Source organism: Pseudomonas sp. UBA4617, from assembly GCF_002386445.1.
Classification (GTDB): domain Bacteria; phylum Pseudomonadota; class Gammaproteobacteria; order Pseudomonadales; family Pseudomonadaceae; genus Aquipseudomonas.
On the sequence record NZ_DGIR01000039.1, the window covers coordinates 200,605 to 225,742 of the forward strand.

General features: G+C 65.8%; 20 protein-coding genes. 7 read left to right on the forward strand and 13 right to left on the reverse strand.

The annotated features are described in order from the left end of the window. Positions 1-17: 17 nt before the first annotated feature. The 4 genes from B4L76_RS18300 to B4L76_RS18315 all read left to right on the forward strand — a co-directional run bounded on the left by B4L76_RS18300 (position 18) and on the right by B4L76_RS18315 (position 4,155). Positions 18-2,393, forward strand: a complete 2,376-nt coding sequence (locus B4L76_RS18300) for an efflux RND transporter permease subunit (protein ID WP_296234564.1) — start codon at positions 18-20, stop codon at positions 2,391-2,393. 73 nt (positions 2,394-2,466) lie between these two features. Continuing rightward, positions 2,467-2,757, forward strand: coding sequence for a DUF5629 family protein (locus tag B4L76_RS18305; RefSeq protein ID WP_296234440.1), 291 nt, complete (start codon positions 2,467-2,469; stop codon positions 2,755-2,757). Continuing rightward, positions 2,723-3,853 (forward strand): lactonase family protein, encoded by a 1,131-nt coding sequence (locus B4L76_RS18310; RefSeq protein WP_296234442.1) that lies wholly within the window; start codon positions 2,723-2,725, stop codon positions 3,851-3,853. The genes B4L76_RS18305 and B4L76_RS18310 overlap by 35 nt, the downstream gene beginning before the upstream one ends. Before the next feature lie 122 nt (positions 3,854-3,975). After that, the gene (locus B4L76_RS18315) at positions 3,976-4,155 is read left to right on the forward strand and encodes a hypothetical protein (protein ID WP_296234443.1); all 180 of its coding nucleotides are present in this window, start codon (positions 3,976-3,978) and stop codon (positions 4,153-4,155) included. Positions 4,156-4,301: 146 nt separating this feature from the next. On the opposite strand, the gene B4L76_RS18320 is transcribed toward B4L76_RS18315, so the two are convergent. The 9 genes from B4L76_RS18320 to B4L76_RS18360 form a co-directional block, all read right to left on the reverse strand. After that, positions 4,302-4,895, reverse strand: coding sequence for a glutathione S-transferase (locus B4L76_RS18320; protein ID WP_296234444.1), 594 nt, complete (start codon positions 4,893-4,895; stop codon positions 4,302-4,304). Continuing rightward, positions 4,892-8,536, reverse strand: a complete 3,645-nt coding sequence (locus B4L76_RS18325; RefSeq protein WP_296234446.1) for an AAA family ATPase — start codon at positions 8,534-8,536, stop codon at positions 4,892-4,894. Before B4L76_RS18325 ends, B4L76_RS18320 begins: the two co-directional genes overlap by 4 nt. After that, positions 8,533-9,771: an exonuclease SbcCD subunit D C-terminal domain-containing protein gene (locus B4L76_RS18330; RefSeq protein WP_296234447.1), complete on the reverse strand. Its 1,239-nt coding sequence runs from the start codon at positions 9,769-9,771 to the stop codon at positions 8,533-8,535. The genes B4L76_RS18325 and B4L76_RS18330 overlap by 4 nt, the downstream gene beginning before the upstream one ends. 238 nt (positions 9,772-10,009) lie before the next feature. Beyond that, complete coding sequence (locus tag B4L76_RS18335) at positions 10,010-11,644, reverse strand: BatD family protein (protein ID WP_296234448.1); 1,635 nt, start codon at positions 11,642-11,644, stop codon at positions 10,010-10,012. Beyond that, positions 11,641-13,359 (reverse strand): tetratricopeptide repeat protein, encoded by a 1,719-nt coding sequence (locus tag B4L76_RS18340; protein ID WP_296234450.1) that lies wholly within the window; start codon positions 13,357-13,359, stop codon positions 11,641-11,643. Before B4L76_RS18340 ends, B4L76_RS18335 begins: the two co-directional genes overlap by 4 nt. Beyond that, positions 13,356-14,432 carry a vWA domain-containing protein gene (locus B4L76_RS18345; protein ID WP_296234452.1) on the reverse strand — a complete coding sequence of 359 codons (1,077 nt, stop codon included), beginning with the start codon at positions 14,430-14,432 and terminating at the stop codon, positions 13,356-13,358. The genes B4L76_RS18340 and B4L76_RS18345 overlap by 4 nt, the downstream gene beginning before the upstream one ends. Continuing rightward, a complete protein-coding gene (locus B4L76_RS18350) occupies positions 14,425-14,919 on the reverse strand; it encodes a DUF4381 domain-containing protein (protein ID WP_296234453.1) in 495 nt (164 codons plus the stop codon). The genes B4L76_RS18345 and B4L76_RS18350 overlap by 8 nt, the downstream gene beginning before the upstream one ends. A gap of 13 nt (positions 14,920-14,932) precedes the next feature. Next, entirely contained in the window at positions 14,933-15,877 is a 945-nt protein-coding gene (locus B4L76_RS18355; protein WP_225776947.1) for a DUF58 domain-containing protein, read from the reverse strand. A gap of 4 nt (positions 15,878-15,881) precedes the next feature. Then, positions 15,882-16,841, reverse strand: coding sequence for an AAA family ATPase (locus B4L76_RS18360; protein ID WP_112252082.1), 960 nt, complete (start codon positions 16,839-16,841; stop codon positions 15,882-15,884). A 261-nt stretch (positions 16,842-17,102) separates the two neighbouring features. On the opposite strand from B4L76_RS18360, the gene B4L76_RS18365 reads away from it, so the two are divergent. Continuing rightward, complete coding sequence (locus tag B4L76_RS18365; protein WP_414707222.1) at positions 17,103-18,371, forward strand: T6SS phospholipase effector Tle1-like catalytic domain-containing protein; 1,269 nt, start codon at positions 17,103-17,105, stop codon at positions 18,369-18,371. Positions 18,372-18,487: 116 nt separating this feature from the next. Here B4L76_RS18365 and B4L76_RS18370 read toward each other — a convergent pair whose 3' ends face one another. The 3 genes from B4L76_RS18370 to B4L76_RS18380 form a co-directional block, all read right to left on the reverse strand. Further along, the gene (locus B4L76_RS18370) at positions 18,488-19,381 is read right to left on the reverse strand and encodes a dihydrodipicolinate synthase family protein (protein ID WP_296234457.1); all 894 of its coding nucleotides are present in this window, start codon (positions 19,379-19,381) and stop codon (positions 18,488-18,490) included. Positions 19,382-19,428: 47 nt separating this feature from the next. Beyond that, the gene (locus B4L76_RS18375) at positions 19,429-20,211 is read right to left on the reverse strand and encodes an aldolase (protein WP_296234458.1); all 783 of its coding nucleotides are present in this window, start codon (positions 20,209-20,211) and stop codon (positions 19,429-19,431) included. Positions 20,212-20,388: 177 nt separating this feature from the next. Beyond that, positions 20,389-21,249, reverse strand: coding sequence for a CAP domain-containing protein (locus B4L76_RS18380; RefSeq protein WP_296234460.1), 861 nt, complete (start codon positions 21,247-21,249; stop codon positions 20,389-20,391). 173 nt (positions 21,250-21,422) lie between these two features. On the opposite strand from B4L76_RS18380, the gene B4L76_RS18385 reads away from it, so the two are divergent. Together B4L76_RS18385 and B4L76_RS18390 are read left to right on the forward strand one after the other, a co-directional pair. Further along, on the forward strand, positions 21,423-22,628 hold the full coding sequence (locus B4L76_RS18385; RefSeq protein ID WP_349679071.1) for a HAMP domain-containing sensor histidine kinase: 1,206 nt from the start codon (positions 21,423-21,425) through the stop codon (positions 22,626-22,628). 273 nt (positions 22,629-22,901) lie between these two features. Next, positions 22,902-23,459: a GNAT family N-acetyltransferase gene (locus B4L76_RS18390; RefSeq protein WP_296234461.1), complete on the forward strand. Its 558-nt coding sequence runs from the start codon at positions 22,902-22,904 to the stop codon at positions 23,457-23,459. 29 nt (positions 23,460-23,488) lie between these two features. Here the strand turns inward: B4L76_RS18390 and B4L76_RS18395 are convergent, their stop codons facing one another. Continuing rightward, a complete protein-coding gene (locus B4L76_RS18395) occupies positions 23,489-25,054 on the reverse strand; it encodes a winged helix-turn-helix domain-containing tetratricopeptide repeat protein (RefSeq protein WP_296234463.1) in 1,566 nt (521 codons plus the stop codon). Between the last annotated feature and the right edge of the window lie 84 nt (positions 25,055-25,138).

Here is a 25,138-nt window from a genome sequence, read left to right on the forward strand (position 1 = left end):
GCAGGGAGAGCATCACCATGCATCCGCATCATCAGGACAAGGCCACGCTGCTGGAACGCCTGATCTTCAACAACCGCCCGGTGGTCATCGCCCTGTGCCTGCTGGTCAGCATCTTCCTGTTCTGGCAGGCCATGCAGATTCGCCCGTCCACCAGCTTCGAGAAGATGATCCCGCTGCAGCACCCGTTCATCGAACAGATGATGGCGCACCGCAACGACCTGGCCAACCTGGGCAACACCGTGCGTATCTCGGTCGAGGCGGTCAATGGCGACATCTTCGACAAGGACTACATGGAGACCTTGCGCCAGGTCCATGACGAGGTGTTCTACATACCCGGTGTCGACCGTGCCGGGCTGAAGTCGCTGTGGAGCCCCAGCGTGCGCTGGAGCGAGGTCACCGAAGAAGGCTTTTCCGGGGGCGAGGTCATACCCAACACCTACAACGGCTCCCAGGACAGCCTCGACACCTTGCGCGACAACGTGCTCAAGTCGGGCCAGGTGGGGCGCCTGGTGGGTAACAACTTCAAGTCCAGCATTGTCGACGTGCCGCTGCTGGAGAGCTACCCCGACCCGCAGGATCCGGGCAAACAGGTGAAGCTGGACTACCAGCAGTTCTCGCACCAGCTGGAAGAGAAGATTCGCGACAAGTTCCAGGCACAGAACCCCAACGTCAAGGTGCATATCGTCGGTTTCGCCAAGAAGGTCGGCGACCTAATCGACGGCCTGGTAATGGTGGCGATGTTCTTCGGCGTCGCCCTGGCAATCACCTGGGTACTGTTGTACTGGTTCACCTGGTGCATCCGCAGCACCATCGCCGTGCTCATCACTACCCTGGTGGCGGTGGTCTGGCAGCTGGGCCTGATGCATGCGGTGGGCTTCGGCCTGGACCCTTACTCGATGCTGGTGCCGTTTCTCATCTTTGCCATCGGTATTTCCCACGGGGTACAGAAGATCAACGGCATTGCCCTGCAGTCCAGCGACGCCGACAACGCCCTCACTGCGGCACGACGCACCTTCCGCCAGTTGTTCCTGCCGGGGATGATCGCCATCCTCGCCGATGCCGTAGGCTTCATCACCCTGCTGATCATCGACATCGGCGTGATTCGTGAACTGGCCATCGGCGCGTCCATCGGCGTGGCGGTGATCGTGTTCACCAACCTGATCCTGTTGCCGGTGGCCATTTCCTACGTCGGCATCAGCAAGAAAGCCGTCGAGCGCAGCAAGCAGGACGCTACCCGTGAGCATCCGTTCTGGCGCCTGCTGTCGAACTTCGCCAGTGCCAAGGTGGCACCGGTGTCTGTGGCGCTGGCCCTGGTCGCCTTTGCCGGTGGCCTGTGGTACAGCCAGAACCTGAAGATCGGCGACCTCGACCAGGGCGCGCCGGAACTGCGCCCCGACTCGCGCTACAACCAGGACAACAACTTCATCATCAGCAACTACTCGACCAGTTCCGATGTGCTGGTGATCATGGTCAAGACGCCGCCGGAACACTGCTCGATCCACTCGACCATGGCGCCGATCGACGAGCTGATGTGGACCATGCAGAACACCCCGGGGGTGCAGTCGGCGATTTCCCTGGTGACCGTGTCCAAGCAGGTGATCAAGGGCATGAACGAGGGCAGCCTGAAATGGGAGACCCTGTCGCGCAACCCGGACATCCTCAACAACTCCATCGCCCGCGCCGATGGCCTGTACAACGGTGACTGCTCGCTGGCCCCGGTGCTGGTGTTCCTCAACGACCACAAGGCCGAGACCCTGGAGCGGGTTACTGCCGTGGCCAAGGCGTTTGCCGACAGCCACAACAAGGACGGCCTGCAATTCCTGCTGGCGGCGGGCAACGCCGGGATCGAGGCGGCAACCAATGAAGTGATCAAGTCGGCCGAACTGACCATCCTGATCCTGGTGTACATCTGCGTGGCGTTGATGTGCCTGATCACCTTCCGCTCGTTTGCCGCCACCCTGTGCATCGTCCTGCCGCTGGTGCTGACCTCGGTGCTGGGCAACGCGCTGATGGCCTACATGGGCATCGGGGTCAAGGTGGCGACGCTGCCGGTGGTGGCGCTGGGCGTGGGCATTGGCGTGGACTACGGCATCTACATCTACAGCCGGCTGGAGAGCTTCCTGCGGGCAGGTCTGCCGCTGCAGGAAGCCTATTACGAGACGTTGCGCTCGACCGGCAAGGCGGTGCTGTTCACCGGGTTGTGCCTGGCGATAGGCGTGTGCACCTGGATCTTCTCGGCGATCAAGTTCCAGGCCGACATGGGCCTGATGCTGACCTTCATGTTGTTGTGGAACATGTTTGGTGCGCTGTGGCTGCTGCCGGCCCTGGCCAGGTTCCTGATCAAGCCGGAGAAGATGGTGGGCAAGGAGGGCGGTTCGATCTTCGCCCATTGAAGAGCGCGGGCCGCTTTGCGGCCCATCGCAGTCCCAGGGTTATAATGTCGGCACATCCCTCACAGGTAACCCCATGTCTCCCCTCGCCACCGCCCTGCAGTCCTGCGACATGCTCCTGATCGACGGCCTGCATGCCTTCGATTTCACCGCCGACGCATCCGGCCTCACCGTCGAATGCATGGACGGCCGCCAGTTGCGTCGCTGGGTGTTCACCGCCGAACAGGTCGCCGCTGCCGTTGCCAGCGGTGACGAATGGCAACTCGACGATGCCGACGGCGCGCATCGACTAGTCTGTATGAGTGCCTTTCGCGCCCCGGATGATAATGACAATGAACCGGATCTGGACGAGCCTGCTGGCCGCTAGCCTGATGAGCCTGAGCCTCAATGCCCCTGCCGCCACCTTGCTGGTGGGCAGTTACACCGACGGTGCCAGCCAGGGCATCTACCGTTATCGCTTTGACAGCAAGGCCGGCCAGATCGACCCCACGCCGCTGCAAGTGGTGAAAAGCGTCAGCCCCTCGTGGCTGGTGCTTTCGGCCGACCAGCGCCAGCTGTTCGCGGTCAATGAAACCCCAGGCGGCCTGGTCAGCAGTTTCAGCGTCAGCGCCAAGGGCGAGATCAAGCCGCTCAACCAGGTGTCCAGCCAGGGTGACGAGCCGACCCATGCCAGCCTCAGCCGCGACCAGCGTTACCTGTTCGTGGCCAACTATGCGGTCAAGCCCGACCCCGGCGGCAGCCTGGTGGTGATCCCGGTGGCCAGGGACGGCAAGCTCAAGCCGGTGGTGCAACATGCCCGGCACCAGGCCAGCGGCGTAAACCCCGAGCGCCAGGCCAGTGCCCACGTGCATTCGCTGGTGCTGTCACCCGACGGTCGGCACCTGTACGCCAGTGACCTGGGCGCCGACAAGGTGTTCATCTACCGCTACGACGGCGCCAGCGCCGACCACCCGTTGACACCGGCGATCCCGGCGTCGGTGGACCTGCCACCGGGTAGCGGGCCGCGCCACCTGTTGTTCGACGCCAAGGGCCGGCATGCCTACCTGACCTTGGAGATGAGTGCCGAGGTGGTCATGTTCGAAGTGCAGGATGGCAACCTGGTCGAACGCCAGCGCCTGCCCCTGGCCGAGCGTCAGGAGGCGGCGGCGAAAGCGGCCGGTGGCTTGCACTTGTCGGCGGACGGGCGCTTCCTGTATGTGAGCAACCGTGGCACGAGCAACGAGATCGTCGCCTTCAGCGTGGGCAAGCAGGACGGCCAGCTGACGCTGCTGCAGCGCCGTTCGGTGGAGGGTGATCACCCCCGGGAGTTCGCCCTCGACCCGAGTGACAACTTCCTGCTGGTGGCCAACCAGAAGAGCAACCAGATCGTGGTGATACGCCGCGACCCGCGCAGCGGCAAGCTGGGTGAAACAGTGCAGACGTTGAAGCAGGACGCTCCGTCAGACCTGAAATTCATCGAGTGATATCGATTGGCGTGATAACCGATACTGCCGCAATGAATTTCTGCCAGCGACCGCGGCGGCGTAAGTTTGACCCAAGGCCCGGATGGGCCACCGTCAAACCACCGCCGTCGAGGTCAACCCAGATGAACTTCAATCTCTTCCCGGTCATTGCCGCATCCGCCATTTCCGCTTCGGTCGTCCTGCCGACGCATGCCCATGCCGACAGCAGCGGCAAGGCGTCCGCGACCCACAGCTACACCGAACAGTACCTGCGCCAGAGTGCCCACTTTCATGCAGCGTTGAGTGGTAAGCACCACCCGTGAGTCTGACTCGGTCCCGTGTGGGAGCGGCCTAGTGCCGCGATGGGGCGCGTAGCGGCCCCGGTTTTTTGCGTTACAGCCGAAATTGCCGGGGCCGCTCTGCGGCCCTATCGCGACACAAGGCCGCTCCTACAACGGATCGTGTAAACCTATTTGGCCATGACGGCCTTGAACAGGTCCGAAGCCAACCAGCCCTGCAGCCAGCTCCGCAGCCGCGGATAAGCCGCCTCGGCGAACCACTGCGGTTCGACCCCGGCAAACTGGCGCATCAGGGGCAGCAGCGCGGCATCGGCAATGCTCGGGTGGTTGGCCAGCAGGTAAGGCCGGCCGGCGAGCAAGCCTTCAAGCTCGGCCAGCCAGGTTTCGGCCTGTTGCCGGTACTGTGCACGGGAATACGCCGGGTAGCGCTCGGCGTACTTGTACAGGTTCACCTGCGCCTTGAACGTGCTGTCGTTGCGCGCAATCAGTGATTCAGCCTGCTGCGCCGCGCTAGCGTCGGCTTGCAGCCGCCAATCCTGCGGGTCGTTGCGGGCCAGCGCCCAGCGCATGATGTCCAGGCTTTCTTCCAGCACCTCGGCACCGGTATCCAGCACCGGCACCGTACCCTTGGGCGACAAGGCCAGCAGCTCTGCCGGCTTGTTCTTCATCGCCACCTCGCGGATCTCCACCTCGCAGCCGGCATAGCGCAGAGCCAGGCGCGCGCGCATGGCCCACGGGCAGCGGCGGAACGAGTAGAGGATCACCCGCACACCTGCACGTCACTCAGGCCGTTGCCCTGGCGGCGCACCTGGATCTGCACCGGAATGCGCTCGTGCATTTCCTGCACGTGGGAAATCACCGCCACCTTGCGGCCCTGCGCCTGCAGGCCGTCGAGCGCATCCATGGCCAGTTGCAGCGATTCCGGGTCGAGGCTGCCGAAGCCCTCGTCGATGAACAGCGATTCGATGCGCAGGGTACTGGAGGCCATCGAGGCCAGGCCCAGCGCCAGGGCCAGCGACACCAGGAAGGTTTCCCCGCCCGACAGCGAGTGCACCGAACGCAGCTCGTCGCCCATCTCGGTGTCCAGCACCAGCAAACCAAGGGCACTGCCGCCGCGCTTGAGGCGGTAGCGACGGGCCAGCTGGCGCAGCTGGGCGTTGGCGTGGTGCAACAACAGATCGAGGTTGTAGCCCTGGGCGATCTTGCGGAACACGTCACCCGAAGCCGAGCCGATCAGCGCATTCAGGCGGGCCCAGCGCTGCCATTGCTGGTGGGCCAACTCGATTTCTGCTGCCAGTGCCTGGTGCGCCTGTTGGCGACGCTGGTCGTCGGCCTGCTGGGCACGTAGTTCGGCGCACTGCTGCTCCTGCCCGGCCAGGCGTTCACGCAATTCGGCCAGGGCCTGTTGCAGCGCTTCGGCCGAGGTATCAACGGCCATTTGCGCCGCGTGCTGCTGCAGGCGCTGCTCACGCTCCTGCAGCAGCACGCGGCCTTGTTCGATGGCTTTTTCGGCGCCTTGCAGGCGCTGGCGCAGTTCATTTACCTGGGCATCGTCGATGCCCAGCAGACGATCCAGGCCGGCATCATCCAGGTCCGGGTGTGCGCTGCGCCACTGCGCGATCTGCGCCTGCAACTGCTGGCGCTCAGCATCCAGTGCCTGCTGCTGGCGGATGTTGGCATTGAGTTCGCTGGCCAGCTGCACGTCCTGGTTGCGCAGCACCTGCAGGCGCTGGACGGTATCCGCCTCAAGGGCACGGGCCTGTTCCAGCGTGGCGTCCATGTGCTGTTGCCAGGCTTCGGCGCTGGCGTGTTCGCCCAGCAGCTCGTCGAGCGAGCTGTGGGCGCGCTGGCGTTGTGCCTCGATGGCGGCAAGCTGTTGCTGCAACTGCTGCTGGGTTTGCACGCGCGTCTGTTGTTGGTCGCGCAGCTTGTCCAGCTGGGCCTGGCGGGCTTGCTGTTCCTGCTGTTCGTCCTTGCGTTGCTCAAGTAGCTGCAAACGCTGGGCGATCTGTTGGTCCAAGGTGAGGAAGGCATTGGCCGGGTCGTCGCTGAGGGCCTTGAGCACCTCGTCGGGCAACACGCTGGCCAGGTCATTCAGGCTCTGCTGCAACTGCTGCTCGTCGCTGGCCAGGGCCTGGTGCTGGTGTTCGAGGTGGCGCTGGGCTTGCTGTTGCGCTTCGTGGGCGGCCTGCAGTTGCTGGCTGAGGCGGGCGGCATCCTTCTGCAAGGCGAGCAGGGCGCTCTGGCGCTGCTCGTCGTTGCCGATTTCCTGCTCCAGGCGCCGCAACTGAGCGTCCAGCCAGGCGCTGCGAGCCTTGTCGTCCTGCGGAGCCAGGGCCGGCCAGAGGCTGTGCGCCTGCACCTGGGCCACCTGGGCTTGCAACTGCTCGGTCAGTTGCTGCTGTTGCTGCTGGTAGTCCTTGAGCTGGGCATTGACCACGCCCAGCTGGGTGCGCAGTTCCACCAGCTTGCTGTTGAAGCTTTCGACCTGTTGTTGTGCCGCGTCCTCTTCGGCCTGGTCGTGCCGGCCCAGGCTCTGCAGCAAGGCCTCGGGTTGGTGGAACGGATGCTCGACGCTGCCGCACACCGGGCAAGGCTCGCCATCGTGCAGTTGCTCGCGCAGCGCTTCGACGCTGGTATTGCGGGCCAGGCGCTGGCGTTCCAGCAACTGCCGGGTGAGGTTGAGGGCCTGCTCGGCGGCTTGCAGCTCGGCCTTGGCGGCGGTGCCTTCGGTAATCAGCTGCTGGCGTTGCTGCATGGTCTGCTGTTGCCGCTCGCGCACAATCGCCAGCTGCTCGCGCAGTTCCAGTTCGCGACCGTGCAGGCGCGACAGCGCTTCCACCGCACGCTGCTGCTTGCGGTTGTCCTGCAGCATGCCACCGAGCAGGTCGATCTGCTCGGCCAACGCGTGTGGCTCGGCCTTGGCTTCGCGGAACAGCAGGTCGAAGGCATCGCGCTCGGCCTGCAGCTGCGCATTGGCCTGGCTGGCCTGGGCCTGCAGGCCGGGCAGTTCCTCGCGGCCCTTGGCCAGGCGGCCACCGGTCAGCATTACCTGCTTCAATTGCGGCAGGTAGGCGTGCCAGGCATCGGCCAGGCCCGCCAGGTGCTGGCTGTCGGCAAGGGCCGTGTCGATCTGCGTCAGTTGTTGCAGGCTGCGCTGCTGGTGCTCCTCCAGCTGCTGTACCTGCTGCTGGCCTTCGGCGACCTGCTGGTCGGCCTGCTGGCTGGTGCTGCGCTGTGTCGCCAGCTCCTGATCCAGGCGGGCCAGGTTGTCCTGGGCGGCGAACGCCTGGCGCAGGCGTGGAGCGTTTTCGCCGTGTTGTGTCTGGCTGTCGGCCAGCGCCTGGCGTGCCACTTGCAGAGCCTGTTCGAGGTCGCCGGTACGGCCCTGCAGCTCAGCTTGTCGGCGCTGTTGCTCGGCAATTTTTTCGGCCAGCGGTGCCAGTTGCTCAGCCAGCATCTGCTGGCGATGGAACTGATGCCGCTGCGGCGCCAGGCGCTCCAGGCGCACGAGGTCCAGACGCTGCTCGGCCAGCAGCTGCCAGCCCTGTTCGGCGGCCTGCAAGGCGCTGCTGGCTTCGGCGTGCTGGGCCTGCAACTGGCGTTGTTCATTCAGCCAGTTGCGCTGCTGTTCCAGCTGGCGCTCGGCGGCCTGGTCGGCCTTGAACTGCTGCAGTGCCCGCTCCAGGCGCTGGTCGAGTTCGGCGCGGGCTTCGGTGGCCATCGGCAGCAGGTGGCTGGCACGCTCCTTCAGGGCGTTGTGGGCTTCGCCGGCCTCGCGCGCCTTGCTGAAGGCACGCTGGCCCAGGCGGGTATAAATGGCGGTGTTGGTGAGCTTTTCCAGCAGCTCGCTGCGCTCTTTGTCGTCGGCCTTGAGGAAGGCGCCAAACTCGCTCTGGGCCAGCATCACGGCGCGGGTGAACTGCTCGAAGTTCAGGCCCAGGCGGGCTTCGATCAGTTGCTTGTATTCGTTCTTGCCGCTGGCCAACAGCTGTTCGCTGTCCAGGTCGTAGAAGCTCTGGCGGCTGAGCTGCAGCTTGCCGTTGGCCTTGTCGCGGGCGCGGTTGGCTTCCCAGCGGGCGCGGTAGCGGCGGCCATCGATGCCGACGAAGTCGACTTCGGCAAAACCGCTACCGGTACCCCGGCGCAGCAGGTTGCGCGGGTCGGAGGTGGGGATGTCACCGTCGGCGTCCGGCACCTTGGCCTCGCGGCCGATGTCGTTCAGCCGCGGTACGCTGCCGAACAGGGCCAGGCACAGGGCGTCGAGCAGGGTACTCTTGCCGGCGCCGGTGGGGCCGGTGATGGCGAACAGGCCGGCGCTGGCCAGTGGCTCGGCGGTGAAGTCGATGTCGATCGGGCCGGCCAGCGATGCCAGGTTCTTCAGGCGGATGGCGAGAATCTTCATGGCTGTTCCTCTTCCTGCTGCACGTCCTGCAACAGCAGGGCAAAGTCAGCCAGCGCCTGCTCGTCGACAGGGTTGCCGTAAGCCTGCTCCCAGGCGCGGCTGAACAGGTCCTGCGGGGTCATCCGGGCCAGTTCGACAAAGGCCAGGTCATCGTCTTCGGCGTTGTTGCGGCCGGCGTATTCGGCACTGATGCGCACCAGGCGCACGGCCTTGCCGTGCAGGGCGCCTTCGATCTGCTGACGCAGGTCGGGTTGCGGCTCGTCGAGGATCACCCGCACTTCCAGCCAGGGCTGGCGGTTGGGGTCTTCGAGCAGGTCGATCACCGGCAGTTCGCCGAGCTGCGCCAGCAGTTCGCCCAGTGGTGCCGGGCCAACCCGTTGCAGGGCCACCGCGCGCGGTACCGGGCGTGGCTCGACGCTGACCAGGCCGCTGCCATCCAGCTCCACTTCCAGTACCTGGTGCGGGTAGTTGATTTCGGCGAACGACAGCGGGATCGGCGAGCCGCTGTAGCGAATGCGTTCTTCGCGGTTGACCTTCTGCGGCTTGTGCAGGTGGCCCAGGGCGACGTAGCTGATGGCCTTGTCGAACAGCCTGGCCGGCAGCGCCTCGGCGTTGCCGATGATCAGGCTGCGTTCGGAGTCCTCCGACACCGCGCCACCGGCCATGTGCGCGTGGCTGATGGCGATCAGCGCCTGGTCTTTCCTGCGCTTCTTCTGCGCAGCGGCGATCAGTTGCTGGTGTACCTGGGTGATGCCTTGCAGGTAATCGTCGCCCAGTTGCGGGCCGGTCACCTCGGCCGGGCGCAGGAAGGGCAGGGCCAGGCACCAGGCGGCGACCTTGCCGCGCCCATTGGTCAGCGGGATCAGCAGGCGTTCGGCGTCCAGCTGGCCGTCGTCCAGCCAGTGCACCCGGCCCAGGGCATGGGTACGCAGGCGGCGCATGAGTGCAGCGGGCAGCTCGATGCGCGAGCCGGAGTCGTGGTTGCCGGCGATCATCACGATGTCGAGCTTGGGCAACTGCTCGTGGGCCTGGACGATGAAATCGTAGAGGCGCTCCTGGGCCTTGACCGGCGGGTTGACCGTGTCGAAGATATCCCCGGCGATCAGCAGCGCATCCGGCTGACGCAGGCGCAGCTGGCCGAGCAGCCATTCGAGGAAGCAGGCGTGTTCGAAATCGCGTTCCTGGCCGTGAAGGCTTTGGCCCAGGTGCCAGTCGGAGGTGTGAAACAGACGCATGGATGACCTGTTGGTGTCGAGTCGAGCAAGCAGGGGCTTGGCTTGGGTGATGGGCGTTGCGCAAGGACGGTATGGTACCCCAAGCGTGTGGGCAACGGTGCTCGGCTGGAGATCTTCAGTGTGGGTGAGACCGAGCGCCGCGCGGGCGGCGCTCGATCTCGCAGGCGCTGAACCTGTGTGGACGAACCCCTGGCAACCATGCGATCCCGTTTGCGGCGTGAACGGCTGCAGGCAGCAATTACTTGGGATAGAGCGGCGGCAAGCTGCCGTTCTCGCCAGCCGGCAGCAACACCTGCTCAGCCGGCGGAATGGTACCGATCGCTCGCCACAAATCCTCACCCTGCCAATACTGCCCGCTCTCGCTGTACAACGCCCCGTTCAACCCGTCCAGCGCATCCGACAGCGGCACGAAGCGCGCCGCCATCTCGGCCAGGGTTTCCGGCTGCTGCCGGGCCCAGGCGTCCAGTGCCTGGCGGGTGGCCTGCGGGTCGTTGGCCTGGCAGGCGCGCTTGAGGTCATCCAGCAGGGTACGCGGACTCGGCCCGCTCTGTGCGGAGCGCAGCACGGCCGGTTGCGAACGGGCGCGCCACCACAGGGCGAAGCCCAGCACGCTGGTCAGGGCAAACAGCAGGGTGGCCAGCTGCCACGGCCATAGCAGGCTGCTGGCGCTGCTGCCGTCACCCACCGGGGTGTCGGCGCTCAATGCCGGGTTGTCCTGCACGTTCAGCGTACGCGCCGGCAGGCTGCTGTGCTCCAGGTGGTCTTCGCGGGTGTTCCACCAGGCCACCTCCAGCACCGGCAATGCCAGCGCGCCACTGTGGGTCGGCACCAGCGCTTCGCGCTCTTCGCGGTTGGCGGTCATGCCACGCTCGCCGATCTCGTTGCGCAGCAGCGGCTGGTCGGGATAGCGGCGCAGTCCGGTGATTTCGGTGGCTGGCAGCGGCGGCAACTGGGTGCTGGACAAGCCGTCGGCTCGCAAGGTGATGTTGCGGGTCAGCGAGTCGCCAATCTGTACCTGCTGGCTGCCGGGGTCGGGGTTCCAGTGCTCTTCCAGGCTCAGGCTGCGGGCCGGTAGCCACGCCACGCCAGCCGGCCAGGCCGGCGGAATCGGCCGCACGGCCAGGCGCAGCGGCAGCGAGCTGACCTGCACCTGGCGGCCGGTACGGGCCGTGCCGTTGGCGGCTGCGGTGTCGTCCGGGCTGGCGGCAGCGGTGGCGGTGAATGTCAGCGACGGAATGTCGAGGGTGCCGCTTTGCTGGGCATAGATGGCATAGCGGGTTTCGATCACGCCATGGCGAACGCCATTGATTTCCTTTTCATAGGTGCGGGATTCACCCAGCGGTTCGACCTTGGCATTTTCCAGTTGCAGCGGGCTCAGGCTGCTGTCGTCATACAGCGCCACCGAGTGGTAGATACGCAGGGTCAGCACGGCCTGGGCCTGGACATAAACGTCGCTGCTGTCGAGGCTTGCTTCGATGAATACCTGAGAAGCGCTGTCCTGGCGGCTGGCGTCGGCTTGCAGGACTTGCAGGTCGATCGCCTGGCTGTGCGACTGGCCCAGTTGCAGTTCGGGAATACGCAGGCTGCCACTGCGCCTTGGCAGCAAGGTGATGATCCAGCGGGTGCTGGCGCGGGTTTCGCCATCGAGGCTGTGCAGGCTGTTCAGCTGGCGCGTGCCGCGCACTTCGAAGTCGTTTTCCAGCGCGCGCAGGTCGGGCTTGCCGAATTCGGTGACGTCCTGGCTTTCCAGGGTCAGCTCCAGGCTTTCGCCAGCCTCCAGCCTGGTACGGTCAACGCTGGCGCGCAGCAGCGGTTCGGCCTGGGCCAGTACGGCCCACAGCAGGCAGAGTAGAAAGACGCCGAAGCGACTCATTGTGGGTTTTCCTGTTGCAATTGCTGTTCATACCAGAATTTGCGCCGCAGCAGCTCGGCCGGGTTGTCGGGGATTTCGCGCAGCCATTGTTCCAGGGCCTGGCGTTGCTCGGCATCGAGGCTGGTCGACATCGGGCGCTGCGGCGGCTGGATGACGCTGTCATCTGCGCCCGCCTGGTTGCCGGACGGGGCCTGGCTGTGGCCGCTGCCTTCACCTGGCTGTTCGCTGCCAGGCTGTTCATCACTGCCGGGCGTCCCCTGGGCCAGGCTGCTGGCCGAGCTGCTGTTGCCTTCGGTTTTGCTGCCGGGGGTGCCCTGGGCCTCGCTGCTGGCCGGTTGCTCGTCGGCCTTGGCCGTGCGCTGTTGCAGCAGTTGCTGTACCAACGCCTGGTTGTCCAGCGCCGCTTGCAGGTCGGGCTGGCGTTCCAGGGCCTGCTCATAGGCGTCCAGCGCAGCTTCCAGCTCACCGCTGCGAGCCAACGCATTGCCTCGATTGTAGTGGGCTGCGGCCGTGTCGCCCTGGGAAAACGCTTCGGCGGCAGCGGCATAGTCGCCGGCCTGGTACAGGGCCATGCCGCGCCATTGCGGGTCGCGGAAGTGACGCGCGGCGCTGGCCGGGCGGTTTTGCTCGAGCAGGCGCTGGCCTTGCTGGTCGGGGCGCAGCCACAGGTCATTCAATTCGAAGGCGTGACCGGGCTGTGGCACGGCCAGTAGCAACGGCAGGCAGAACAGCCAGCCGCGGCGGCCGGCGCAGGCGGCCAGCAGCAACAGCGGCAGCAGCAGCCAGTAACCCTGGTCGGCCCAGCTGTCCAGTTGCAAGGTCTGGCCGTCATTGCGCCCGCTGCGCGGGCTGTCGAACAGGCCCAGGCCGCGCAGGTCGAGGTCGTCGACCCGGGCATGCCGGTAGCGCCCGCCGGTGCCGCTGATGAAACCCTTGAGGCTGGCGCTGTCCAGCCGCGGCAAGAGAATGCCGCCCTGGTCGTCCTTGAGGTATTCGCCGTTGGCCTGGCGCACCGGCGAACCTTCGCGACTGCCGATGCCCAGCATCAGCAGGCTCGGACCCTGGCGGCCAAGGGCCTGGGCGATGCCCTGGCGCTCCGGAGCACTGAGCGAGGAACCGATCAGCAGCAGACGGCCCTGGCCCAGGCCGCTCTGGGCCAGCAGGGCGAGGCCTTTCTGCACGGCGAGGTCGGCGCGTTGGCCGGGTTTGGGCATGATCGACGGGTCGATCGCCTCCAGCAGGTTGCGGGTGGTCGCCAGGTCGTCGGAGAGCGGCACCAGGATATGCGCCGAGCCGGCGTAGACCACCAACGCGGTCTGGCTGTCGCGGCGGTGCTCCAGCAGGTCGAGGATCTTGCGCCGCGCCTGCTCCAGGCGGTTGGGGGGGCTGTCCTCGGCGAGCATCTGCGGGGTCAGTTCGAGCAGGATCACCAGCGGGTCGGCCGGGCGCTGGCGGCCTTCCTCCACGCGCTGCCAGCTGGGCCCGAGCAGGGCCAGGACCACCAGCGCCCAGGCCAGGCCCAGCGCCACCCATGGCAGCTTGCTGGTGCTGCCACTGCCACCGCCGAGCAGCACGCCATGGAATGCCGGCGGCAGTATCATCTGCCAACGCCCGGCACGCTTGCGCCGATGCCAAAGCTTGTACAGCAGCCAGCCGAGCAGCGGCACGGCCAGCAGCCACAGCGGGCGCAACCATTCAGGCCACAGTTCGCTCATCGCCGCCTCCTCAGGCGCAGGCGCTTCAGGCGTTGGCGCCACTCCGGGTGCGGCTGCAGGAAGCGCGGCTTGCGCAATACGCGCTGCAGCAGGTTGTCGGGCCATTGCACGGCCACGACCAGGAGCACGCTCAGCAGCAGCGCCAGGGCCAGCGGCCAGGCGTACAGGGCCTTGGCCGCACGTGACTGGGTCGGTTGCTGGGCCACGGGTTCGAGCTGGTCGAGGGTGTCGCCGATGGCGTTCAGCTCGACGCCGTCGTGGGCACGGAAATAGCTGCCGTGGGTGATCTCGGCAATCTCCTTGAGCGAGGCTTCGTCCAGGTCGAGGCTCGGGTTGAGGCCGAGCAGGCCCGGGGTGCCACTGGCTTCGGGGTTGGCGCCGATGCCGATGGTGTAGATACGCACGCCTTCCTGGGCGGCCAGGCGGGCGGCGGTCAGTGGGTGGATCTGCCCGCCGTTGTTGGCGCCGTCGGTGATCAGTATCAGCACCCGGCTTTGTGCCGGGCGCTGGCGCAGGCGCTTGACCGCCAGGCCAATGGCGTCGCCGATCGCGGTATTCTTGCCGGCGATGCCGATCTGGGCTTCGTCGAGGAAGGTGCGCACGGTGCGCCGGTCGAAGGTGAGCGGGGCCTGCAGATAAGCCTGGCTGCCGAACAGGATCAGGCCCACGCGGTCGCCTTCACGGTCCTGCAGGAAGTCGCCGAGCAGCGCCTTGACCAGGTCGAGGCGGCTGATTTCTTCGTTTTGCCACTGCATGTCGGGGAAGTCCATCGACCCGGACACGTCCACTGCCACTAGCAGGTCGCGGCCGCTGGCGGCGACCGGGACCGGGTCGCCCAGCCATTGCGGGCGGGCGGCGGCGCACAGCAACAGCAGCCAGATGACGACGAACGGCGCCTGTTGGCGCCAGGTCGGCAGGTTCAGCCGCGCGCGGCGCCCGGCGAGGCTCTCCAGTTCGTTGAGGAAGCCGACCTTGAGCACCGGTTCGCCGCTGTCGGCGGCCGGCAGCACCAGGCGCGCCAGCCACGGTAACGGCAACAGGGCGAAGACCCACGGCCAGGCCAGTTCAAACATGCTTGCGAATCCAGGTTTCGACGGCCTGGCTGAGCCCGGCGATGGCCTTGTCGTCGAGCTTGCACTCGGGTTTGTAGGCGCCTTCGACCAGCACCATCCAGCGGGTCAGGCCGGCGGCCGGGCAGCGGTTGTCGAGAAACGCCAGCCACTGGCGGCCATTGAGGGTATGGCTGTTGGCCCCCGGGTAGTGGGTGCGGCACAGGCGTTTGAGCAGTGCGTTGATCTGTTGCAGCCAGGCGCCCGCGGGGGCGCCGTCATAGGGGCGCGGCAGGCGGGCCAGCTCGGCCAGCGCCTCCACGCGCACAGGGTCCAGCGGTTGCTCGGCGCGTACCACGCGGCGTTTGCCCGGGCGCCAGCGGCGCAACCGCCACAGGCCCCAGCTCAGCAGCGGCAGCATGGCCAGCAACACCCACCAGCCGGGGGCCGGTGGCCACAGGCCGATTGGCGCCGGGGCAATCAGCGGTTGCAGTTGGTCAAGCGGGTTCATTGGCCGCTGCTCTTCATGACGCGCTCCGCGGCCGCTGGGCATTCAGGTATTCGCGCAGTTGCTCGATCATTTCGCTCTGGGTGCTAAGTGGCATCAGCAGCACGCGCAGCTTCTGCGCCATCAGTTCCCAGCGCTCGATACGCGCTTCGGCCTGCTGGCGGTAGGCCTGGCGCAGGTTGGCGTCGAGGGTGTCGAGCTCCAGCTGCGCACTGCGCTGGGCAAAACGCAACAGGCCGGCGGCGGGCAGGGCGTGGTCGAGCGGGTCGGATACCGGCATCAGTAGCAGGTCGCAATGACGCGACAGCATGGCCAGGTGCTGTTCCACCTGGGCGGTGAGCGAGCGCTCGTCGCAGATGATGATGGCCAGGCTGCCAGGGCGCAGGACCTCGCGGGCGCGGCGCAGGGCCAGGCCGAGGCTGTCTGTGCCGGGGGTGGCCTCGGTGTGCAGTGCCTGGTTGACCTTGGCCAGGCGGTTGAGCAGTTGCAGCAGGCTCTGCTTGCTGCGTCGCGGCTTGATTTCGTGGTGTTCGTTGTCGCCGAACACCAGCCCGCCGATGCGGTCGTTGTGGCCCAGCGCGGCCCAGCCGAACAGCGCCGCAGCCTGGGCGGCCAGCACCGACTTGAACATCAGCCCCGAGCCGAAGAACAGCCGTTGGCTTTGCTCGACGAGGATGAAGATCGGCCGTTCGCGCTCTTCGTGGAACAGCTTGGTGTGCGGCTCCTGGGTGCGCGCGGTGACGCGCCAGTCGATGTTGCGCACATCGTCGCCGGCCTGGTACACGCGCACCTGGTCGAAGTCCACGCCGCGCCCGCGCAGCTTGGAATGATGCAGGCCCACCAGCGGGCTGCGCTGGCCAGGCCGGGAAAACAGCTGGATTTCGCGCACGCGGTGGCGCATGTCGATCAGCTCGGCAAGGCCGATGCGGATGCCGGGCTCGGCCAGCGAAGTGGTGGGCATGGGCTCAGGCAACGGCGACGACGTCGAGGATGCGCTGGACCACGCGGTCCTGGTCGATCCCGGCGGCCTCGGCCTCGAAGGAAAGGATGATGCGGTGGCGCAGTACGTCGAACAGCACCGCCTGGATGTCTTCGGGGCTGACGAAGTCGCGCCCGGCCAGCCAGGCATGCGCACGCGCGCAGCGGTCCAGCGAAATGGAGCCGCGCGGGCTGGCACCGTAGGCGATCCAGTCGGCCAGCTCGCTGTCGAACTTGGCCGGGGTGCGGGTGGCCATCACCAGTTGCACCAGGTATTCCTCCACCGCGTCGGCCATGTACAGGCCGAGGATTTCCTTGCGCGCGGCAAAGATCGCCTGCTGGCTGACCCGGCGCTCGGGCTTGGTCTCGCCGCCCAGGGCTTCACCACGGGCCTGCAACAGGATGCGCCGCTCTACCGCAGCGTCCGGGAAGCCGATTTTCACATGCATCAGGAAGCGGTCGAGCTGGGCTTCAGGCAGCGGATAGGTGCCTTCCTGCTCGATCGGGTTCTGCGTGGCCATGACCAGGAACAGCGGCGACAGGTCGTAGGTGCTGCGGCCAACGCTGACCTGGCGCTCGGCCATGGCTTCGAGCAGGGCCGACTGCACCTTGGCCGGGGCACGGTTGATTTCGTCGGCCAGCACCAGGTTGTGGAAGATCGGGCCCTGCTGGAACACGAAGCTGCCGGTTTCCGGGCGGTAGATCTCGGTGCCAGTGATGTCGGCCGGGAGCAGGTCGGGGGTGAACTGGATGCGATGGAACTGCGCCTCGATGCCTTCGGCGAGCTCTTTGATGGCCTTGGTCTTGGCCAGGCCCGGGGCACCCTCGACCAGCATGTGGCCATCGGCCAGGAGCACGATCAACAGTCGCTCGACCAGTTTTTCCTGGCCCAGGATCTGGGAAGAAAGAAAAGTGCGCAGCGCGATCAGCGCTTCACGGTGTTCCATCGGCGACGGTTCCTGGTGTGAGGCCGCAGGCAACTGGAAGCAGCTGCCCTGGCAAGGGCTGATACTTTAATCCATCCGGGGGGGCGGCGACCAATGGCGGCAGGGAAAATTATCCTTGCCGGGGGCCATGCACGCGCGGAATTTTCCGGATCATGGCTGGCCATTGGCTGATGTTCCATCGCGGCGCGCTGGCGCTTGCTTGTGCTTCTTGAACAAGCAGGAAGCACGCTGATGGTACCGAACAGCTATAACAATGAATGTATGTCCCCGGTCGCCCTGCGTTTCGGGGTGTTCTTCGATGGCACCGGCAACAACCAGAACAATGCGACACAGCCGGAGGTGCCGGTGGGCATGGGCGCCAGTTATGCCAACGCATTGAGCAATGTGGCCCTGTTGCATGCCCTGTATCCGGGGCAGGGGGCCGATGCCGAGGGCCGCATGGCGTTTCTGAAACGTTATGTCGAAGGCGTGGGGACCTTGGCGGGCGAGGCGGACCAGGTGTATGCGTCTGCCACCGGGTGTGGGTCGACGGGGGTGAAGGCGCGGGTTGCCGAGGCGCTGGACGCTATAACCGGGCAACTGCGCGGCTGGTGCCAGGCGCATCCCCGGGCCAGGCCTGAGCGCGTCGAGTTCGACCTTTTCGGCTTCAGCCGGGGGGCGGCGGCAGCCCGGCATCTGGCCAACCTGCTGCACGATGGCTGTGACTTGTTGTTACCTGGGCCCTGCGCCATCGTGATCAATTTCATCGGCCTGTTCGACACCGTGGCGGCAATCGTCGCGCCGTTGCAGGGTGACTTCGACCCGGCGGACGAACGTCACGCCGGCTTGCGCCTGGGGCTGGCCCCCGGCATTGCCCGGCAAACGGTGCAACTGGTGGCTCGGGACGAGCAGCGGCACAACTACCCGCTGGTGTGCAGCGGCCATGACATCGTGCTACCTGGCGTGCACTCGAACATCGGCGGAGGCTATCCGCAGACCACGCAGGAACAGGTACTGCTGTGCAAACCGCAATCACAGCGCGTGCTGCAGGGTATGCGTGCCGAGCAGACACGCGTATATGCCACGATGAATGCCTTGCTGGCCTCGATGCCGGACTTGCCCGGAGCGCGGGTGCTGGCCTGGGAGGTGCCAGCTGCCGGTGGCCGCTCGGATGAGGCGTACAAGCAGGTGTATGCGGCGGTATACCGTGAACGGGAAGTAGCGGGGCAGCTATCTCGGGTGTACCTGAGCATCATGCGTGAGCTGGCGGTGCGAGCGGCGGTGCCGTTTGCGTCGTTGGGCGGGCACGCTGAGCATCGGTTGCCGGAAGAATTGCTGGCGATCAGCCGCAAGTTGCATGCCTTCGCCTTCGGCGACCGGCAGCAGCCTGGGCTGACGGAAGAGGAGGAGCAGTTGTTGCGCCACCGGTACATCCATACGTCAGCGAACTGGAATGCCTTGAAGGGGTTGCGTAACAGTGTGCTGGATATGTTGTTCGTCAATCGGCCCGGGGTGCAGGGACGGGTGACGCATGCCAATCCGATCGCATGAGTGGTCTGTGGGGACGGGCTTGCATGGCACCGGTTGTGCCGTTGCGCGAACAAACCCTCTCCCACAGGTCCTGCGCCAGCTGGGCAGCGCGCTAACTGTGGGGAGGGCAGATCCGGTCAGTTGCCCGCGCCGAGTTCCTCCAGCAAGCCTTTCAGGTAGGCGCTGCCCTGCGCATCCAGTGGCTGCAGCGGAAGGCGGGGGGCGCCGACCTCCTGACCGAGCATCTGCAAACCGGCCTTGATGGTGGTGGGCAGGCCGCGACGGGTGATGTATTCCAGCAGTTCGTACTGCCGGTAGAACAGCGCACGGGCTTCGCCCAGGTCACCTTGCTGCACCGCGTCCCACAGCGCCAGGTTCAGCGCCGGGATCAGGTTGGGCGCGGCAGTGCACCAGCCGCTGGCACCGGCTACCAGGGCTTCCAGGGCGAGCGGGTTGCAACCGTTGTAGAAAGCCACCTGACCATCGGTGGCGTTGAACAGGCGGTGCATGCGCTGGATGTCACCGGTGCTTTCCTTGACCATGGTCACGTTGGGCACTTCGTCGAGGATGCGCAGGATCAGCTCTACCGACAGGTCGGTGCCACTGGTACCCGGGTTGTTGTAGAGCATGATCGGAATGTCGATCGCCGCGCCCACGGCCCGGTAGTGGGCGAGCACTTCGGCTTCGGTGAGCTTCCAGTAGGAAATGGGCAGCACCATCACTGCGGTGGCGCCGCAGGCCTGGGCCAGGCGGGCACGCTGCACGGTGCGTGCGGTGGTCAGGTCGGAGACGCTGACCACGCTTGGCACACGGCCGGCGATGCGCGCCTGGCTGAAGCGCACCACCGTTTCCCATTCGCTATCGGACAGGTAGGCACCCTCGCCGGTGCTGCCCAGCGGGGCGATGGCGTGCACGCCGTCGGCGATCAGGCGGTCGATGGACAGGCCCAGGGCATCCAGGTCAGGCGTACCGTCTGCCATGAAAGGAGTGATGGTGTAGCCGATAACGCCGCGAATTACAGATGTAGACATGAGCAGGCACCTCTGCCGTTGTAGGAGATAGGGAGCAACATCGTCGATCAGCCCAGGCAGTCGCCATGGGCACGCAAGGCACGGCGCGCGTAATAGCTGAACGCGGCGCCATGACGTTTCGGGGTGGAGATCCAGTCGTGGGCTTCCTTGCCCAGTGCCTCGGGGATGGGACGGATGTCGCCGGCGCCCATGGCCAGCAGCTGCATCCGGGCCGCGCGCTCGAACAGCATGGCAAGCACACAGGCTTCCTCGATCGAGCGGCCGGCGATCAGCAGGCCGTGGTGGGAAAGCAGGATCGCGCGCTTGTCGCCGATCGCCCGGGCAATGATCTCGCCTTCTTCATTGCCCACCGGTACGCCGGGCCATTCCTTGAGAAACGCGCAGTCATCGAACAGCGGGCACAGGTCCATGTGCGAGATGGCCAGCGGCACCTCCAGCATCGAAAGGGCGGCACTGTGCAGCGGGTGGGTATGGATGATGCAGTTGACGTCGGCACGTGCGCGGTACAGCCAGCTGTGGAAGCGGTTGGCCGGGTTGGCCATGCCGCGGCCTTGCAGCACGTTGAGGTCTTCGTCCACCAGCAACAGGTTGGAGGCGGCGATTTCGTCGAAGCCCAGGCCGAGTTGCTGGGTGTAGTAGGTGCCGGGTTGCTCGGCGCGCGCGGTGATCTGCCCGGCCAGGCCGGAATCGTGGCCAGCGTCGAACAGGATGCGACAGGTGAGGGCGAGTTTCTGCCGTGGGGTGTAGGTGTTGTCGGCCAGCGCCGTCAGCATTTGCTGTTGGGCGTGTTTGACGAGCTGGTCCTTGGGGGTTTGCATGGTGGTCGTCATGGGCGGTACCTGCATGGGGTGGCGAACAGCGGCTGAGCGGCGCGGGGCGACGTCAGGACACAATGCGATCTTAATGACACAACGTGTCATAGGCAAGCGCTGTGTCATCCTCAGGACGCATTTACCCACGGGCAACCTGTGCCGCAACCCAGCCCTGTCGAGTACCGGCGGCCTGTTTCAGGGCGCGCCGAACACCATCGTCCAGTAAACCCCATCATCGCTACGCGAATTCTCGGCATATGCCGCTCCCACCTGGGTAAACATCGGGTTCATCAGGTTGGCGCAATGTCCCGGGCTGGCCAGCCAGCCTGCCATCGCCTTGCTCGCTGAGCCCTGGCCGGCGGCGATGTTCTCGCCGATCTGGCGCCCGCGGTAGCCGGCATCCCGCGCCCGGTCCGCCGGCAGGTCACCGTCGAGGTCGCGGTGGGCGAAAAAGTTTTCGTTGGCCATCGCCCGGCTATGGCGCTGGGCGGCCGTACCCAAGGCGCTGTTCCAGCTCAGCGGGCGTGCGGCAGCAAAGCGCTGGCGCCCGCACAGGCGCGGTTTGGCCCGGGCCGCGTTGACCTGGGCCAGCAACGCCTGGCCCGTGCTGCGTCGGTCGCCGAGTTGCGCCTCCAGCAACGGGCGCGCCAGCACCACCTGCCACTCATTGCGGGCGCGGCGCACGCCAATATCGGCATACTGGCTATCGAGCAACGCAGCGCAGTAGTCGCTGCGCAGCATGTCGAAGGCCTCCTCGGCATCGTGCGCGCCGACCAGGCGGATAGCCCGCACCTTCACTGCCTGGTAGCCAACCGCCTTCAAGCCGTCGCGCAAGCCACCCCCATAGCCAATCGGCAGCGCCAGGTTCGCCTTCAGCGCCAGCGGCGTCTGGGCCCGAACCAGGCGCCGCTCGCAACGCTGTGGCTGGGCGCGGTAGTCGTTGATCGCCGCCACCAGCTGGCGCTCCCCGCTGGCATGGGCGGGGCTGGTCAACAGCGGCAGGAAAGGCAACAGGCAGAGCGAGACAAGGCGGGAGCAGCAGGCAGCGTGGCGCATGAGGCAGACAGCTCGGCAGGAGGTTGGCAATGAGGCCGGTCAAAGGGCCCGGCTATGACTGCGCCGCCCGACACGGGTTCACCAACAAGCCGTACATTTTTACTCGCTGGGAAACTGCCAGACGGTAGCGTTACAAACGCCAGAAAGGTGGCGCCCGGCTCGAAAACCCGGCTTTGCAGCGCTACGCTTATTTCACCCAATCGAAAACTGCCCTGGTCAAGCAGCGGAGGAATGACTGCATGCGGTTGTCTACGTTCATCATTGAGCGGATGGAAAGCATCCTCCAGGCTTGGGAAGACTTCGCCCGGACGGTTGACCTACCCAGGGAAACACTGAGCACATCGGGCCTGAGGAACCACGCCGCGCACATTCTTCTGGCCGTGGTGCGGGACATGCAAACCCACCAGACCGTACAGCAGGAAATAGACAAATCCCGGGGCCTCGCTCCGGTGTCGGCGCGCGAAAGTGCGGCAGAAACCCACGCAGTCATGCGCCTGATGGACGGCTTCAGCATGGACCAGATGGTGTCGGAGTACCGCGCCCTTCGCTCAAGCGTGTTGCGCCTGTGGCTTGCTCAGGAAACGTCGATCGACCAGCCCGAGCGGGTGGCGGAGATCATCCGCTTCAACGAAGCCATCGACCAGGCCCTGGGCGAATCCATCGCTTCGTATGGCAAAGCCGTCGAGACCACCCGCAAGATGGTGCTGGGTGTACTCGGCCATGACCTTCGCTCGCCACTGACAGCGATTACCATGGGGGCCGATATGCTTGCCAAGAGCCAACAGCTGGGGCCCCGGGAACGGACAGTGGTCACCCAGATCTACGCGAGCGCCGGGCGTGCCAACGACCTGGTGAACGATTTGCTCGACCTGGCCCGATGCAATCTGAGCATGGGCATACCCATACAGCGTGAGCCGAGTGAACTCACCGCACTGTGTAGCGCTATCGTCAAGGAAGTCAGCCTGGCCCAACCGCAGATAGACCTGCGCCTGGAGCAGACGGCGCCATTGCCGGCCAGCTTCGACCCGTCACGCATGTCCCAGGCGGTGTCGAACCTGGTCAACAATGCCATACGCCACGGCGATACCCGCTTGCCGATCCAGGTGAGGCTTGCGACCGAGAACGATTGCGCGGTGATCGAGATTCACAACTGGGGCAATCCCATTTCTCCAGACCGCATGATGTACCTGTTCAATCCCGAGGCACGCTTGGCCCGGGCGGGCCATGCCGAGGGTGGAAAATCGCATGGGCTGGGACTTGGCTTGTTCATTGCCAACGAGATTGTCACCAGCCATGGCGGCGCGATCAAGGTCGTTTCCAGTGCAGAACGGGGTACGACCTTCAGGGTTGTCTTTCCTCTCGAGCCAGGTGCCGGTTGATGCGCGGTGCCTGGCACCGGCTGCGCCGGTGTTCGCGGTAGCGCCTGATCTAGGGCCGGGTAACGGCTCGACCGTGCCGGTAGTCGAATTGCACGCGGGCAAACTGGGCATCGAAGTGCCAAGCTGGGCTCAGCAGCGTCCCCTGGTTCAGGGCAACAGTGTTATCGTCAGGCCGCTTGGCGACCTGTTTTCGTTGAGCTTCGATGAGCGTGCCAGGCGCGGACTCCACTTTCAGAAACTGGCTCATTGCTGAGGATATTCGGGAGCGCAGGCATGGATGGCCTTGCAACATTGTTCACAGAGCGTCTGCTGCTGACACCACTTCGATTGGAGGATGCCCAGGCAATACAGGCGTTGTTCCCCCAATGGGAGGTGGTGCGCTACCTCGATCGTCGCGTTCCATGGCCGTATCCGCCGGACGGTGCGCTGAGCTATGTGCGTGAAATCGCCCTGCCTGCGATCGCCGCCGGCCGAGAGTGGCACTGGATGATCCGGCTGCGCGACGAAGACGAGCGCATCATCGGCAGCATCAGCCTGTATGACCAGGCGGGAAACAACCGCGGATTCTGGCTGGCGCCGCAGTGGTGGGGCCAAGGCTATATGCGCGAAGCTTGCCGGGCCATCAATGCTTACTGGTTCGAGACCTTGTCGCGCCGCGTCATGCGGGTCCCCAAGGCGGTGGCCAACAAAGCGTCGCGCAAGGTTTCGGAACACGAAGGCATGAACCTGGTCGATGTGCGCGATGGCGATTTCGTTGCCGGGCCAATGCGCGTCGAGATCTGGGAGATGACCCGTAGCGACTGGCTGGCCAGGGTGAACCCAGACCGCTAGTGGCTTATGCCTGGCCGGCGGTTTGCTGGTCAGGCTGGCAAACCGGCCAGTTGCAGGCCCTCGGCCAGCCGGGCCAGGTCCTCGTCGCGATGGATCGGCAACCATTCACGCAAGGTCGATACACGCAGCCCCGGGTCTTGCTCGCGCAAGCGCGCCATGGCCCGGTAGGCGCTGTCCAGCCGCCCGCTCAGGGCATGGCTGGCGGCGACCAGGGCTACCGCGACCAGCAAGTTGGGCAGGTTGCCCAACGATTTTTCCGCACACTCCAGCGCTTGCTCCAGGCGCCCGGCAAAGAAGTGCGCCAACGCCATGCCCACCTGCATGCGGAACATCTCCGGGTCCAGTGGGCTCAGCCGGGTGGCATGGCTGAGGTTGTCGATGGCGGCCTGGGTCTCGCCACGCAACGCCCGCAACACCCCGCCCAGGTACCAGGCCGGCGCCAGGTTGGGGTTGAGCAGGCGTGCCCGGTCGAGCAAGGCGATGGCACCGTCCAGGTCGCCGGTCAGGTGGCCAAGGGCATGGCCACCGCGGGTCAGGGCCACCGCATCGTCACGCCCCAGCGTCACCGCGAGGCGCGCGAGCCGGGCGCCCTCGGCGATTTCCTCGGCGCGGTTGTCCATCCAGCCATTGAGCTTGCGCCAGAAGTAGCACCATGCCGCCATGCCATAGGCCGAAGCGAACTCCGGATCGCGCTCGATGGCGTGGTAATACAGTGTCAATGCCTCGGCGATCGCCTCGCGGCTGCCGTGGTGCAGCTTGGCCGTGCCGCGCAGGTAGAAATCGTAGGCGCCAAGGTCGGCGGTGGGCTTGCGCTTGGCCCGCTCGATCTCGGCCCGCTCCAGCTGCGGTGCGATCGCTCCTGCCACGCTTTCGGTGACCTGGTCCTGCAACTCGAACACATCATCCAGCGGCCCTTCGAAACGCTCGGCCCACAGGTGCTCGCCTGTGCTGGCGTCGATCAGCTGGCCGGTGATGCGCAGCCGCTGGCCGGCCCGGCGCACGCTGCCTTCGAGTACATAGCGCACGCCCAGTGCCCGGCCTACCTGCTGCACGTTGATGCGCTGGCCCTTGAAGGTGAAGCTGGAGTTGCGGGCGATGACGAACAGCCAGCGGTTGCGTGACAGGGCAGCAATGATGTCTTCGACCACGCCGTCGGCGAAATAGTCCTGCTCGGGGTCACCGCTGAGGTTCTGGAATGGCAGCACGCTGATCGACGGCTTGTCCGGCAGCGCAGGCCCGCTGGGCGTCGGCGCTGTTTCGGCCACGACTTGCGCCGGGCCGCTAGTGGGTTCGCGCACTTCGCCGACGAAGCGATAGCCCTTGCGCGGCACGGTGCGCAACAGCCGTTGTTCCTCGCCGGAGTCGCCGATGGCTTTGCGCACGGCATTGATGTGGCTGGTGATGGTCGATTCGGAGACCACCTTGCCGTTCCATACCCGCGCCAGCAATTCGTCACGGCCGAGCACCCGGTCGCGGTGGCTGACCAGTTGTACCAGCAGGTCGAACACCTGCGGGCCGATGGCCACGGCCTGGCCCTGGCGGGTCAGTTCCCGGCTCTGCTCGTCGAGCTGATAGTCGTCAAACACGAATGGCACGTGGCATCCCTCGCACGCCGTGGGCCTGGTGGCCGAGGCGCCTGGTTTCAGGTCTCCGTCGATGATACGGCAGCTGCCCTGGCG